This is a genomic window from Sorangiineae bacterium MSr11367, assembly GCA_037157805.1.
GTDB classification, from domain to species: Bacteria; Myxococcota_A; Polyangia; order Polyangiales; family Polyangiaceae; genus Pendulispora; species Pendulispora rubella.
This window is the reverse complement of the sequence record CP089983.1, coordinates 7538704-7551706: the sequence shown is the minus strand read 5'-3', so window position 1 is coordinate 7551706 and position 13003 is coordinate 7538704. Positions and strand designations below refer to the sequence as shown.

General features: G+C 66.5%; 11 protein-coding genes. 5 read left to right on the top strand and 6 right to left on the bottom strand.

Annotated elements, in window-relative coordinates; translation table 11 throughout:
• Positions 1-187: 187 nt before the first annotated feature.
• Positions 188-2371, top strand: coding sequence for a hypothetical protein (locus LVJ94_29250; protein ID WXB00994.1), 2184 nt, complete (start codon positions 188-190; stop codon positions 2369-2371).
• On the opposite strand, the gene LVJ94_29245 is transcribed toward LVJ94_29250, so the two are convergent.
• Positions 2300-2932, bottom strand: coding sequence for a hypothetical protein (locus tag LVJ94_29245; protein WXB00993.1), 633 nt, complete (start codon positions 2930-2932; stop codon positions 2300-2302). The two genes, LVJ94_29250 and LVJ94_29245, sit on opposite strands and share 72 nt — an antisense overlap.
• An 885-nt stretch (positions 2933-3817) precedes the next feature.
• The gene (locus LVJ94_29240; GenBank protein WXB00992.1) at positions 3818-4687 is read right to left on the bottom strand and encodes an RNA polymerase sigma factor; all 870 of its coding nucleotides are present in this window, start codon (positions 4685-4687) and stop codon (positions 3818-3820) included.
• 117 nt (positions 4688-4804) lie between these two features.
• Between LVJ94_29240 and LVJ94_29235 the strand changes: the two genes are divergently transcribed.
• Positions 4805-5527, top strand: a complete 723-nt coding sequence (locus LVJ94_29235; GenBank protein ID WXB00991.1) for a thioredoxin family protein — start codon at positions 4805-4807, stop codon at positions 5525-5527.
• Between the two features lie 230 nt (positions 5528-5757).
• Here LVJ94_29235 and LVJ94_29230 read toward each other — a convergent pair whose 3' ends face one another.
• Both LVJ94_29230 and LVJ94_29225 read right to left on the bottom strand, forming a co-directional pair.
• Positions 5758-7305: an OPT/YSL family transporter gene (locus tag LVJ94_29230; GenBank protein ID WXB00990.1), complete on the bottom strand. Its 1548-nt coding sequence runs from the start codon at positions 7303-7305 to the stop codon at positions 5758-5760.
• The gene (locus LVJ94_29225) at positions 7302-8177 is read right to left on the bottom strand and encodes a methyltransferase domain-containing protein (GenBank protein ID WXB00989.1); all 876 of its coding nucleotides are present in this window, start codon (positions 8175-8177) and stop codon (positions 7302-7304) included. The genes LVJ94_29230 and LVJ94_29225 overlap by 4 nt, the downstream gene beginning before the upstream one ends.
• A gap of 142 nt (positions 8178-8319) precedes the next feature.
• Between LVJ94_29225 and LVJ94_29220 the strand changes: the two genes are divergently transcribed.
• From LVJ94_29220 to LVJ94_29210, 3 genes are read left to right on the top strand one after another with little or no spacing between them, the layout of a single operon-like run.
• Entirely contained in the window at positions 8320-9468 is a 1149-nt protein-coding gene (locus LVJ94_29220; protein WXB00988.1) for a histidine kinase, read from the top strand.
• On the top strand, positions 9465-10100 hold the full coding sequence (locus tag LVJ94_29215) for a response regulator transcription factor (protein ID WXB00987.1): 636 nt from the start codon (positions 9465-9467) through the stop codon (positions 10098-10100). Before LVJ94_29220 ends, LVJ94_29215 begins: the two co-directional genes overlap by 4 nt.
• Positions 10101-10102: 2 nt before the next feature.
• Positions 10103-10855: a GNAT family N-acetyltransferase gene (locus LVJ94_29210; GenBank protein WXB00986.1), complete on the top strand. Its 753-nt coding sequence runs from the start codon at positions 10103-10105 to the stop codon at positions 10853-10855.
• A gap of 8 nt (positions 10856-10863) precedes the next feature.
• Here the strand turns inward: LVJ94_29210 and LVJ94_29205 are convergent, their stop codons facing one another.
• A complete protein-coding gene (locus tag LVJ94_29205) occupies positions 10864-11877 on the bottom strand; it encodes a ParB/RepB/Spo0J family partition protein (GenBank protein WXB00985.1) in 1014 nt (337 codons plus the stop codon).
• A 520-nt stretch (positions 11878-12397) separates the two neighbouring features.
• Positions 12398-12994 carry an HAD family phosphatase gene (locus tag LVJ94_29200; protein ID WXB00984.1) on the bottom strand — a complete coding sequence of 199 codons (597 nt, stop codon included), beginning with the start codon at positions 12992-12994 and terminating at the stop codon, positions 12398-12400.
• Positions 12995-13003 lie beyond the last annotated feature (9 nt).

The window sequence follows — 13003 nt, the reverse complement described above, 5'->3', positions numbered from 1 at the left end:
CAAATCGCGTCATCGATGTGACGTTTCCCGTAAGCGCGGATCGTTTCAAGCTTGCTACTTCGGATCTTGCGCGGCGTGGCGTGTGGCTCCTAATTATTCCATGCCTCTCGCCCGTGCTCGTCGTTCGCTCGAAAGCCTCCGCAACGTCGCTCAAGGTTCACTTCGTCTAACGGCTCCATCACTCCGCTTGCCTCACGAGTTGGCGCGCAATCTTTTCGAGGCCCAACTCAACTGCCGTCTCGTGGACATCGAGGCCCACGAGCTGCGCGCGCGCAACGAGGGTTACTACACGATCGCGAGTGCAGGACACGAGGGAAACGTTGCGCTGGGAGCGCTGACACGAAAGACCGATCCGGCGCTGCTTCATTATCGAAGCGGTGCTTTCTTTCTCGCCCGTGCGCGTGCCGGCGAAGGCACTGCGCCCGGCGTCTTCGAATTGCTGCTCTCCCTCGCCGCATCATCCGATGATCCGATCGCCGAAGGCCGTCACAAAGTCTTCGGGAGCATCCCGTGGGGTATTCCTCCGCAAACCAGCACGATTGCATCGCATTTGCCAAAGGCTGTTGGCATGGCGGTGTCCATCGATCGCGCGTCAAAGTTGGGAGCCCTCGGACGACTGCACGAGGGCACGGTGCCCACGACGAAGGACTCCATCGTGGTGTGTTCGTTCGGCGATGCGTCGTTGAATCATTCCACCGCACAGGGCGCCATCAACGCCGCATCGTGGGCCGCCTACCAGCGCGTTCCCGTCCCCGTTCTCTTCCTGTGCGAGGACAACGGCCTCGGCGTTTCGGTGCGGACACCGCAGGGTTGGGTCGAGGCCCGCATGCGCGGCACACCGGGAATGACCTACATCGCGGCCGATGGAGGGGATCTTTCGGCGGCTTACGAAGCATCCGAGCGCGCGGTCGTGACATGCCGCAAGACGCGTGCCCCCGTGTTCCTTCATTTGCGCTGCGAGCGCGTATGGGGCCACGCCGGGAGCGATGCCGATCGCGAATACCGCGCGGCCGCGGAGATTGCGACGGCGGAGCAACGTGATCCGGTCCTTCTCACGGCACAATCACTTCTCGATGCGGGCGTGATGTCGTCGCGTGAGCTTCTCGATGCGATCGATGGCGCCGCGGAGACGGTGCGTGCGCTGTCGAACGAGGCGGTGAAGCGCCCCAAGTTGCGCACGCGCGATGGCGTCATGGCGTCAATCGCTCCATCGCGAAAAAATGCGGTGGCCGAGGAAGCGCGCCGCACCGACTATGCGTCGGCCGCCAACGATGGCGGGCCCAAGACGCTGGCCCATGCGATCCGCGCGGGCCTCTCCGATTTGATGCGCAAATACTCCGAGCTCGTCGTGTTCGGCGAGGACGTCGCGGAGAAGGGCGGCGTCTACGGCGTGACCGTGGGACTGTGGAAATCGTTCGGTGCGGGGCGCGTCTTCAATACCTTGCTCGACGAGCAATCCATTTTGGGAATGGCCATCGGTGCCGGCCAAATTGGCCTTTTGCCGGTGCCCGAGATTCAATTTTTGGCCTACGTGCACAATGCCGAGGACCAGCTCCGTGGCGAGGCGGCAACGCTGTCGTTCTTCTCCGGCGGACACCTCAAGAACCCGATGGTGGTGCGCATCGCCGGGCTTGGCTACCAAAAGGGCTTTGGTGGGCATTTCCACAATGACGATAGCCTTGCCGTGCTGCGCGATCTTCCCGGTGTGATCGTCGCCGTCCCATCGCGCGGCGACGACGCCGTTCGGATGTTGCGCACCTTGATGGCATCCGCGCGCATCGACGGGCGGGTCTGTGTCTTCGTCGAGCCGATTGCCCTTTACCACACGCGCGATCTCTTTCCCGGTGACGGCGCATGGAGCTTTCCCGTCCCCGAGCCGGGGCGCGCCATCGACGTGGGCGAGGTTGGCGTCTATGAGCCGGACGCGCGGGATCTGGTGATGCTCACCTACGGCAACGGCGTTCCCATGTGCCTGCGCGTGGCCCGTTCCCTCGAGGGCAAGGGCATCCGCGCACGGGTGGTGGACCTGCGCTGGATCGCGCCGCTGCCCGAGGAGGCCATCGCGCAGCACGTGCGCGAGTCGAAGGCCGTGCTCGTGGTGGACGAGTGCCGCCACTCGGGCAATGTGTCCGAGGGCATCGTCACCTTTCTCGCCACCCATGCCGATCTGAGTGCGAAGCCGCTCGCGCGGGTCGCCTCGGCGGACTCGTTCATTCCGCTGGCCGATGCGGCCAATTTGGTCCTTCTACAAGAGAGCGAAATCTTGCACGCCGCCTTGGAGCTCGTGCGCAGCGGTGAATCAAGGGAGGTCGCGTCGGGTCAGGTCGATGCCAAGATCGTTGCGAATGTAGATCTCCAGGTAGCCCGGTAGCCAAGGATCACGGGCAATCTGCGCGAAGGGCTCCGTCCACTTCGCGTCGCGCGCATCCGTGAGGAGCACGATCTCCCAGCGGTTGTGCGGGCGGTCTTCCTCACCGCCCACGCCATGCACCACGTGGAAGATGGGTTGGCCGGTTCCTGCGTGCAGGAGCTGGCCGTTCCGATCCGGGTACGACGCCGCGCCGATGAAGGTGACCGTCTGCGTGGCGTGATTGAGGCGCGTTTGCTCGAGGATCAACTCGTAGACGTCGGGCTGCCGCCACAGTCGCTGCATCGATTTTCGGACGAACGTGGGCGCGCCATCCGCAGCCGGTCGATCGTCCCAGGCCTCGGCGCTCCCCGCGGCGACGACGTACGGAATGTACCGATCCGGGCGGCGCGACTTTTTCGTCTCCATGTCCCACAACATCGTTCGGGTGAGCCGGAGCGGCTCGTTGGTGCGGTAACGCTCCTCCAGAACGCGATTGACGTCGAGCGGGGGGATCTCGTACCGCGTATACCGCGGGTCGTTCCAAGCTTGGGCAAAGATGCCTTCGTGATCCAGTGCGTTCATACCTAGGACGATAAGAAGGCCTCTCCGGAACGAGAATGCCCCGCCCGCGAACGCATCGTTCGCCCGGTGGAACGATGAGGCGGCGCCACGGAAACGTCAGAGACGTCGTAACCGAACCGGAGAATGGACAGGGAGAGCGGCAGATCGGGAGGATTCAAGATGGCAAGACATACTGAAAAACGCCCGATCTCCTCTGTTCGATCCAACCCGGCTGACAACGGTCCATGCTCGATGGACGTCTCGCGATGATCCTTGCGCGCTCGGTGACGAGAGGCTCTCGTCTCCGAACGATGTGGTCCATGGAACCGACCGCAAGGAGATGGCGTCGCCATCGTCATTCCTCGAGCGAGGGCTCGTGGGGTGTCCGGGACAAGGCGCAGATCGTCCGGGACAGGGGGCGGCACTCGGATTCGCGCGTATTCAGGTGGGATGCGGATTGGCACTACATTGGCAATGCGCTGGGGCAGACCTTCGTGCGAGGTGTTCCGGAACACCTCGCCCGCAAGGGCGCAGATCAGGATGATGGGTTGCCGCAAGGTTTGAGTGGGAGGCAACAGCCCTCCGCGTGCCCGAGAAGGCAGGGAACCAACGCCCAAGGGCGTCCAGCTATCGGGAACAACACGTGGGCGGTGATGGGAAGCGCAGCGGGCGCGGACCGGTGGCCGAATTCCTCGTTAGGTGAAGCTGCGCAAACAACTGCTCGCATCCACCGGAACTTTTCCTACCCTCATTTTTATCTGGCAGAGAGAAGGCCAGAAGAAGCATGTGTGAGATTGCGCGGAGCGCGCGATCACGCACCCGTTTGTCCTCCTCCCGCCCTAGAGAGCCCTCCCATCTCCTTGCGGGCCCCAGACTCGATTCACCGTATGGACCCGGGACAGAGCCCTAGCGCAAAAGATGCACGTTGGCCCCATCCATGGCGTAGCGCGCATAGCGAAAGTCGCGAATGCCGACGACCTTGTCGCCCTCCCATTCCAACAAAACGAAGTAGAGCGGCCCCGCCGACGGATTGTCCGCATCGAGAACCAAAATGGCGGCCTGGCCATCGACGAGGCCTGCGGCCAAGCGCCAATCCTTCTGGCTCGCGTAGTTCGTAAAGTAGGGCGCGGCGCCCGTTTTCCGAACTCGGGTGACCACCTCGAGGCGTGCATCGTCCGCGCACATGTTGCGAACGGCATCGAAGTCGCGCGCGTTGAAGCGATCCACGTAAAGGGCGAGGCGGGTTCGCTCGTGCTCGGACAGCCCGGGGAGGGGAAGCTCGTCCGGCTCGTCCGCGATTTCGCGAAGGCGCGTCCGTCCCCGGTGCAGGGAAGCCTTCACCGCAGGAAGGCTCGCGCCCATCACGGTGCCGATCTCCTCGAGGGAATAGCCGAGCACATCCATCAGGATGACCGTGCTGCGCTGGGCGGCCGGAAGGCGCATGAAGGTGCGCAAGTGCTGGGCGGCGATCGGGCGGGTGTCCGCGGCGGCGTTGGGGTCGATGCTCATGTCCGGATCCTCGTCGGCAAAGGCGGCGTTTTGGCGCGCGCGACGGCGCAAGAAATCCAACGCGGTGTTGTGGGCGATGCGAAAGACCCACCCTTCGACGTGATCGACCAGATCCATCTTTGGGAAGCTCTCGACCGCCTTGAGGAGCGCCTCCTGCACCACGTCCTCCCCCGAGACGACGGAGCCGGTCATGCGTGCGCAGTAACGATGCAGCTTGGGCCGTAGCTCATCGAGGAGTTGCTCGAACGATTCGAAAGGGGTGGTCATTTCCGTACCTATTCCCAGGACGTTCGTCGGGGGCCAAAGGATGCGGGCGGCGCGAAATATTTTCTTCCGCGAATCCTTTCGAGGCCTGGCGTCGTCTCGTCCTCAGGAGGATTCATCATGGCAACGAACACGCACCCGCGGGTCGTCTCCCGCGAAGAGTGGGTTTTGGCCCGCAAGAAGCTGCTCGTCAAGGAGAAGGAGCTGACCCGGCAACGCGATGCGCTGGCCGAGGAGCGCCGCGAACTGCCTTGGGTCAGAGTCGAAAGGCCGTACACATTCACCAGCCGCCAGGGCGAAAAGTCCTTGTCCGATCTGTTCGGCGGGCGCAGGCAGCTTCTGGTGTACCACTTCATGTTCGGCCCGGAATGGGAGGAGGGCTGCCCGACGTGCTCCATGGCCGCCGATCACTTCGATGGATCGATCGTGCACTTGGCCAATCGCGATGTGAGCTTCGTGGTCGCATCCCGTGCACCGATCGAGCGCCTGGAAGCGTTTCGGAAGCGCATGGGGTGGAAATTCGAGTGGGTTTCGTCGAACGGGAATCGTTTCAATTTCGATTACCATGTCTCGTTCACCAAAGAGGAATTTGCCTCCGGTAGTGCATATTACAACTATGCCGACAAGGGATTCCCCGCCGACGAGGCGCCCGGGCTCACCGCGTTCATCAAGAACGACGCAGGCGAGGTCTTTCACACGTACTCGACGTTCGGTCGCGGGCCGGAGCACGTGCTCGTGCCCTATTCGTACCTGGATTTGGTGCCCAAAGGTCGCGACGAGGCCGGGCTGCCGCGCCCCATGGCGTGGATTCGCCATCACGACCGCTACGGCCTGACCCCATGAGCCTCCGGCGCATTGCGGCCTGCATCGTCCCGGGCGGGGTGTTGGCCCTCATGCCGAAATGCCCGCTTTGCCTGGCGGCCTATGCTGCCATGGCAACGGGGGTCGGGCTATCGGTGTTCGCGGCGACCATCCTGCGCTACGCGATCCTCGCCGTGGCGGTCGTTGGTCTGGTCTATTCTCTGACCAGAATAAAGAACCGCTTCAGGAGAAGCGGATATTCATGTGGCGAATCAATGGCCCAAGAGCGCCGTCACGGCTGCCATCCCGCACGCGGCGAGCGCCTCGCCGGCGACGAGGCCTGACGCCACCGCGGCGCCGCGCGTGGACGTGGATCGCGGTGCAAACCGCGCCGCGATCCACGCCGCGGCACTGCCGGCGAGCACGCCGGAGGCAAGGCCCCATGGCACGAGGATGCCGATGCCCAAGGCCGGCGCCGAGGGCATCACCCGGCCAAAGCGCCGCTCGAGCAAGGCGAGCACCACGCCCGCGGCCCCCGCCGCGGTCATGGCCACCACCACCGCGTGCGGCATCGACGACGGACCGCGTGCGAGCGCTTCCGCCGACGTGGCCCACGCCTCGCTCAACGGTGAGACGATGCCGCTACCCGGGTGTGCGGCCGCCAGAAGCGGGTACGTCACGCTGAGCGCCAGCGCGCCAATCACCACCCCGATGAGTTGCGCCACGGCCGTGGTGCGCGTCGAGGCTCCGACGATGGAGGCGGCGCGAAAGCTCTGCATCATGTGCTGCCCGCCATTGGGAATGGCCCCACACAGCGCGCCGCCCACCATGGTGCCGGCCAAGTTCCCCGGGTCGATGGATGCGAGCACCGCCTGCGCGAGCGTGGCCAGCGAAACCACGGGGGCCCAATTGGTTTCGCCCAGGACGCGCGTGCCCACGAGGAGCAGCGGCGCGGCCAGCACCACGCTGGCCAGGGTCATGGGAACCGACAGATGAAGCGCGAAGCCATCGATCGCGCAGAGCACCACCAAGGCGGCGCCGGCGGCCACGATGGCGGGGCGATACCGCCCGACGTCCGCCGCCGTGCGCGTCGAGGCGATTCCACTGAGCATCGCGGGCACCCGCATGAGCGCACTGGTCAGCCCGCCCGCTACGACCAGCGCCGCGCCCATCCATGGCAACAGGTGCGCCGGAAACGCGTGCGCGAGGGCGCCGCCCAGGGCCATCGACAACGCCACGCGCAGCCCGATGAGCATGCCCGAGCCGATTCCGAGGGGGCTCACCGCCAGCGCGGCAGGCCGAAGAAACGTAAACCCCGAGGCGCACACGAACGATACCGCCAGCGCCGCAATGTCCCTCCGGCCATGCTGCGCGCCATCGCGCCGGTCGAGGGCCAGCATCGTCTCGGCGGCGCACGCACCACCGGCGAAAGTCAGCTTCTCGCGCTCGATGAAGTGGCGCCGCAGCGGCAGGGCCGCGAGCACGCCGAGCGCGCCCGCCGATCCGATCCACGCGAAGACCACCGGCGCCGACGGATGCAGCGTGAAACGACCTGGATCGCGCGTCCGCAGGATCTCGAACGCCGCGAGCGCGACCCCCATGAATGCCGTCTGACCGGCCGCCACCCCCGCGGTACAGGCCACGTGGAGCGACGTTCGCCCGGAGCTGCCCGTCGCGCGCAAGACGACGAATCCGAGCAGCGTCGAAACGATCGACACGTTCGGTCCGAAGCCGAGACGCAGGGTCGCGTATGGAAACACGACCCCCACGACGGCAGCGACGATGGCGGCGGCCGCGAACTCGCGCGGCCGCATCGTCATGGTTTGGTGAAGCGCAACGTCATGCGATCGCTCTCACCGATGGCGGCGAACTTCTCGCGATCGACGTCTTTGCCCGCGAACGAGGGCGGCAGCGACCAGACGCCGTTCGGGTGGTCCGTCGTATCCTTCGGATTGGCGTTCACCTCGGAGCGTGCCGCAAAGCGGAACCCCGCGCGCTCGACGAGCTGCCGCACGTAGTCCTCGGGCACGTAGCCGGTCTTGTTCATCGCCTCGACGCTCATCCCGGGCTTACCGCGGTGCTCCTCGATGCCCAGCACGCCGCCCGGCTTGAGCACGCGGAACGCCTCCGCGAAGACCTTGTCGGCGAAGCCATCCTCGATCCAATTGTGGATGTTGCGGAACGTGAGCACGAAGTCGTAGCTCGCCGCCTGCCCGAGGTTCACGTTGGGCGTGGCGACCTGCTGCCGGCCCACTTTGCCGAACACCTCGGGGTTCTTGTCGAGCCGCGCGAACAACTCGAGTGTACTCTTGGTGCCGTACGCTTTCGGGTCGCCGTTCGGATCGAAGTGCGTCACGGTGAGCTTTCCGCGCTCGGCCAGCGTCGGCGCCAGAATGGACGTGTAATAACCGCCGCCCGGCCACAACTCGAGCACGGACGCGTCCTCGCGCACGCCGAAGAAGGAAAGCGTCTCGGCCGGGTGCCGTGCGCCATCGCGGGCGCGTTCTTTGTCCGTGCGCACGGTGCCGGTCAGCGCCCCGCGAATCTTGGCCTCGGACGCAACCGGCGTCGCGGTGGCCGTCGTGCCCGTCGTGGTCGTTGCCGGCGCGCCTGCACGCGGCTCGGACGCGCAGGCGGTACAGCCCGCAAGGACGGAAACCAGGGCTGCTGCTGCATCGAATCGGAATTTCATTGAAAGGCCTCCCATCAGGGCACACTTTGAGCGCGGGAAAGGCCGTGGGGCCATGTGCCGAAAGTCATGATCCGGCCGGGGCCCTCGCGATCATGACTTTTGGCACATGTCCAGCGGTTCACACTGGACTACACTGCTCTTTATGGGCATTGCGCGCACTTTGCGCATCGTGGGGTACTTGCTCCTGATCGTCGTGGCCATTCCCACGCTGATCGATCGCCACACCGAGTGGGACGGCGAGCTATTGGCTTGGGCCGCGGCATACATCGTCTTCGTCTTTGCGTTTCATGTTGCGTCCGCGGCGCCGGAAGGCGATCGGCGCCGGCGAATGGGCGGCCTGCTGCTCATGACGCCGGCGATGCTGGCCATGGCCTGGCTGCAGCCATGTCACTTCGCGTCGCTCTCCTTGGTCATCGTGGCCGCGCAGGCGGCGCTGGTGCTGCGCCCCGTCGGGACGGTCGCGCTCATCCTCTTTCAGAGCATTTTGCTCATGTTCGTGATCGTGTGCACGCACGGCAAAGGTCTCGATCTTCGCGAGAGCCTCTCGACGGTCATCGCCTTTGGCGCGGGCGAGGCGTTTGCCGCCGTCGCCGTGTACGCGGCCCGGCGCGAGGCCGAGGCGCGCAACGATCTGGCGCGCACCAACGCCGAGCTGCGGGCCACGCGCTCGCTGCTGGAGGAAACGAGCCGCGTGAACGAGCGCACGCGCATCGCGCGCGAGCTGCACGACGTGCTGGGCCACGACTTGACCGCGCTCGGGCTGCAACTCGAGGTGGCGACCCACGTTTCCACGGAGCGGGCGGCCACGCACGTGGCGAAGGCGAAGGACGTGAGCGCACGCCTGCTGCACAACGTGCGCGACGTGGTGAGCGCGATGCGCGCATCGCCGGGGCCGGATCTGCGGACCGCGTTGCATGCCCTGGTGGAAGACGTCCCGGGGCTTCAGGTGCATCTGGCCATGCCCGACGCGCTGTGCATCGACGATGGTGCGCGCGGGCACTGCATCTTGCGCTGCGTCCAGGAAATCGTGACCAACACGATGCGCCACGCGGGCGCGCGAAATCTATGGGTCCGCATCACCCAGGGCGACGATGGGGACATCACCGTCGACGCCCGCGACGATGGCACGTGCCCGGGCGGAGTGGTGCGGGCGGGGTGCGGCCTGTCGGGCATGCGGGCCCGCCTTGAGGAGCTCGGTGGATGGCTTCGCGTGGCCGCCGAGCCTTCGCGCGAGGTGGTGGTGAGCGCATGGCTCCCGGCGCTCTCGGGGCTGAAGGAGAATGCGTCGTGATTCGCGTGGTCCTGGCCGACGATCACACTTTGGTGCGGGAGGGGATCCGCACGTTGCTCGCGCTGGTGGACGACATCGTGCTGGTGGGCGAGGCGGGCGACGGCGAGCAGACGTTGCGCGTCGTCGACGAGGTCCGGCCCGACGTGCTCCTCTTGGACATGCGCATGCCGAAGGGCGACGGCTGCTTCGTGGTGACCGAGCTGGCCCAGCGCGGAATTCTGCCGGCGACGTTGATCCTGACGACCTTCGACGACGACGACGCGGCGCTCGCCGTGGTTCGTGCGGGGGCGCGCGGTTTCTTGCTCAAGGACGTGACCTTGGAGCGTTTGGTGGCCGCCGTGCGCGAGCTGGCCGCGGGGGGCACCATGATTCATCCGGCGCTGACCGCACGGGCCGAGCGCGAGTTGGCCAAGCCCGCCGCCGAAGGCCCCGCGGACGCCGCCGAGCTGACCACGCGCGAGCGCGAGGTCCTGCGTCTTCTCGCTGCAGGTTACTCGAACCGCGAGATCGCCAAGGCGCTCTTCGTGGCGGAGGGCACGGTGAAGAACCACGTATCCAACATTCTGACGAAAATGGGCGTCCGCGACCGCACGCGGGCGGTCCTCAAGGCTGCTGAGTGGGGCGTGCTCTGAGGATGATGCCGCTCGACGCGGAATCGCTCGCGCGCATCACGGCGGAAGGCTGGCCGGCCCTCGAGACCGAGCCCCTTGGCCGCTGGGTCCTGCGCGCCTCCGCGGGTTTCACCCGCAGGGCCAACTCCGTTCTCGCCGTCGGCGATCCCGGGATGCCGGTGGACGACGCCCTCGCGCGCGTTCGCAGCTGGTACGCCGCGCGCTCGCTCCCCGCGTACCTGCAGGTATTTCCCGGGAGCGCCCTCGACGACGCGCTCGTGCACCGGGGCTGGACCCTCGAAGCCCCCGTCGCGGTCCAGATAGCCACGATTGCCAGCGTCCTTGACGTCACCGCTCCCGGGGGCGCGGGGTGGGGGGGCGTGCGGGTGACCGACTCCCCCGATGCCGCGTGGATCGCCCGCTACCACAAGGCCAGCGCCCTCGCCGAACCGGCCCTGCGCGTGTTGCGCGGAGGCCCGCGCGTTCTCTTCGCCGCCATCGCCGGCGACGATCCGATGCGCGCCCGCGCCATCGGCCGTTGCGTGCTCGTGGGCTCGTGGGCGGGCTTCTCGGCCATCGAGGTCGACCCCGCCCATCGCCGTCGCGGCCTCGCCCAGGCCATCATGCGTGCCCTCCTCGAGGCTGCCGCTGCGCAGGGGGCGGAGAACGCGTACCTCCAAGTCGAGACCGACAACACCGCGGCCCTCGCGCTTTACGAGCGCCTGCACTTCGTCACGCACCACCACTACCACTACAGGCGGATGCCGAGCTCCTAGGGTGATCGCTACGCGGATTCCTCGTCCGGCACACCGCCGGCGCGGGCCAGGTCCTCCTGCTTCACCTTGTCGACGTTGAAGCGCGAGGCACGCTCCTTCATCGTGGCGAGTACGCTCTCGGCCGAGGGCAACTCGCCCTTGATCCAGCGCAGCGGATTGATGCGCGCGACCACGAAGGAGCGCAGGTACGGGCTCGTGAGCCCCTTTTCTTTGAGGCGTGCCACGGCGGCGGCGACCTTCTCCTCGACGGCCAGCGTTTCGGTGGCCAAATGCTCGTGCACCGAGACGGCTTCGTCCAGCGAGCCGTCGGAAAAGCGCTCCAAGCGCCGCAGAATCGGGTGGTACGCGCCGCCGGCGAAACGGGGCTCGCGCTCGTAGCAGACGCCGATGGTCACCAATGCGGGATCCTCCAAGTAGAAGGAGAAGCTCGATTCGGCGCGCGCGCCATCTTCGTCCAGCAGGCCGCGGTAAATGCGGATGACCTCCGAGGCGCGCTCTTTCAGGTTGTGCGCCTTCTCGGTGTTGAGCGCGAGGATCTGCCAGGCGATCTCGCGATCGGCCACGACCAACGCCGTGATCGCCTTCGCTCCCAGGCGGCGCATCGCCTCCAAGCGATGGCGGCCATTGGGCGTCCAAAAGCCCCCCGCGGCGTCTGGCGCCGTCACGGCGATCACCGGATCGAGAAAGCGTCCGGTCTTGACCAGCACCTCGGCCAGCCGCTTGTGATGCGTGTCCGACAGATCGCGCTGGAACGGCGTGGGCTCGATCTTTCCGATGGGCAGCACCGCCAACGCCAGCGCGCGCCCGCCCAACGGATCGCGGTACGCCGCCAGCACCGAGCCGCCTTCGTCCTCGATGCGTGCGCGGATGGGCGCGAGCTCCTTCGGCTCGACGTCGAACAGGCAATCGTGCGGCTGGAGCCCCGTCGATTCCGCCGGAGCCTTGCGCGGCGTTTTCCGCCGCGCCGGAGCGCGCGCGGAGGTCGTCGCCTTCTTCTTCGCGGTCGTCTTCTTGGCGGCCATGCCGCCGATCCTACATCGCCCGCCGTTGTCTCGGAGGGGATTCCTGCGGAAGGGGACTTCTCCGCACCGCGATGCAGGCCGCCGTTGCCTGCTCGATCGCGCTATCTTCACCGGCGCTGAGGTCGTATCCGGGCTCTCGCCACCACTCGTCACGTGCGAGGGCAGTGTCTATCTCCGGCCGTAGCCGTGACACGATGGCTCGGGGGGAGGGGGCACGGGGCATTCGCGATTCGCGAATCGCGAATCGCGAATCCATGGCACCCCCCTCCGGTCTCGCCGTTGGCATCGGCGTTTTCAGTGCGACCATGCGGCCCGCCCCTGTGGGCGCGGAATGCCATGCGGAGGGAGGGGCGTGCGATGACGCGAGGAAGCATGGCATGAGCACCCGCTTTGGGGCGGGCAGCAGCGCGAAATGAGGACATGGAGAGCACCGGAGAGCGCTGCCGGGTGGGGCAGCTTCTCTTCTTCTTCCTCCTCGACTTCGGTTCGCTTCGACGGCGCGGCGGCCGATCCCGTGCGCTTACACGGCGAGCAGGCGGCGCACCTGATCGGGGGAGGTGAACACTTCCGCTTGCATGCCGGTTTCGCGGGCTGCGCGCACGTTGTTCTCGTTGTCGTCGATGAAGATGCAGTCGCGTGGCTCCACGCCAAGGCGGGAGGCGGCGATGCGGTACGCCTCGAGATCCGGCTTGGCCACGCCGATTTGGCATGAGTACGTGCGCGCCTGGAACCGCGAGAGCCAGCCCCCGTGCTTCGCTTCGAAGACGGGGACCAGGTCCTCGATGATGTTCGAGAGCAGTCCCAGTGTGCGTCCGGCTGTCGAAAGCTCGCCGAGCAAGTCCACCATGCGGGGATCCACGCCCGTCCAGCTGGCGAGATCCGCATCGATCAACGCCTTCACCGTGGCCGCGTCGAAGGTCACGCCGAGGCGCGCGCCCATCGTCGACCAGTAGTCCACACTGGTCTGGCCCGCGTCGTACGGCTTGCGCAGCGCCCAATAGGCCTCCCAGAACGCCGGCGGTGCCACGCCGGCGAGCCCTTCCAGTCGCTGCTTGTCTTCCACGGATTGGTGCAATGCAATGACGCCGAACAGATCGAACACGATGGCCTGGGGCATGTTCCGGGC

What these genes read in the sequence shown, in the direction of transcription:
- LVJ94_29230 (WXB00990.1), bottom strand. Translation starts at nt 7,305, where the DNA reads ATGACGATGCGGCCGCGCGAGTTCGCGGCCGCCGCCATCGTCGCTGCC.
- LVJ94_29235 (WXB00991.1), top strand. Translation starts at nt 4,805, where the DNA reads ATGGCAACGAACACGCACCCGCGGGTCGTCTCCCGCGAAGAGTGGGTT.
- LVJ94_29205 (WXB00985.1), bottom strand. Translation starts at nt 11,877, where the DNA reads ATGGCCGCCAAGAAGACGACCGCGAAGAAGAAGGCGACGACCTCCGCG.
- LVJ94_29225 (WXB00989.1), bottom strand. Translation starts at nt 8,177, where the DNA reads ATGAAATTCCGATTCGATGCAGCAGCAGCCCTGGTTTCCGTCCTTGCG.
- LVJ94_29240 (WXB00992.1), bottom strand. Translation starts at nt 4,687, where the DNA reads ATGACCACCCCTTTCGAATCGTTCGAGCAACTCCTCGATGAGCTACGG.
- LVJ94_29245 (WXB00993.1), bottom strand. Translation starts at nt 2,932, where the DNA reads ATGAACGCACTGGATCACGAAGGCATCTTTGCCCAAGCTTGGAACGAC.
- LVJ94_29200 (WXB00984.1), bottom strand. Translation starts at nt 12,994, where the DNA reads ATGCCCCAGGCCATCGTGTTCGATCTGTTCGGCGTCATTGCATTGCAC.
- LVJ94_29210 (WXB00986.1), top strand. Translation starts at nt 10,103, where the DNA reads ATGATGCCGCTCGACGCGGAATCGCTCGCGCGCATCACGGCGGAAGGC.
- LVJ94_29220 (WXB00988.1), top strand. Translation starts at nt 8,320, where the DNA reads ATGGGCATTGCGCGCACTTTGCGCATCGTGGGGTACTTGCTCCTGATC.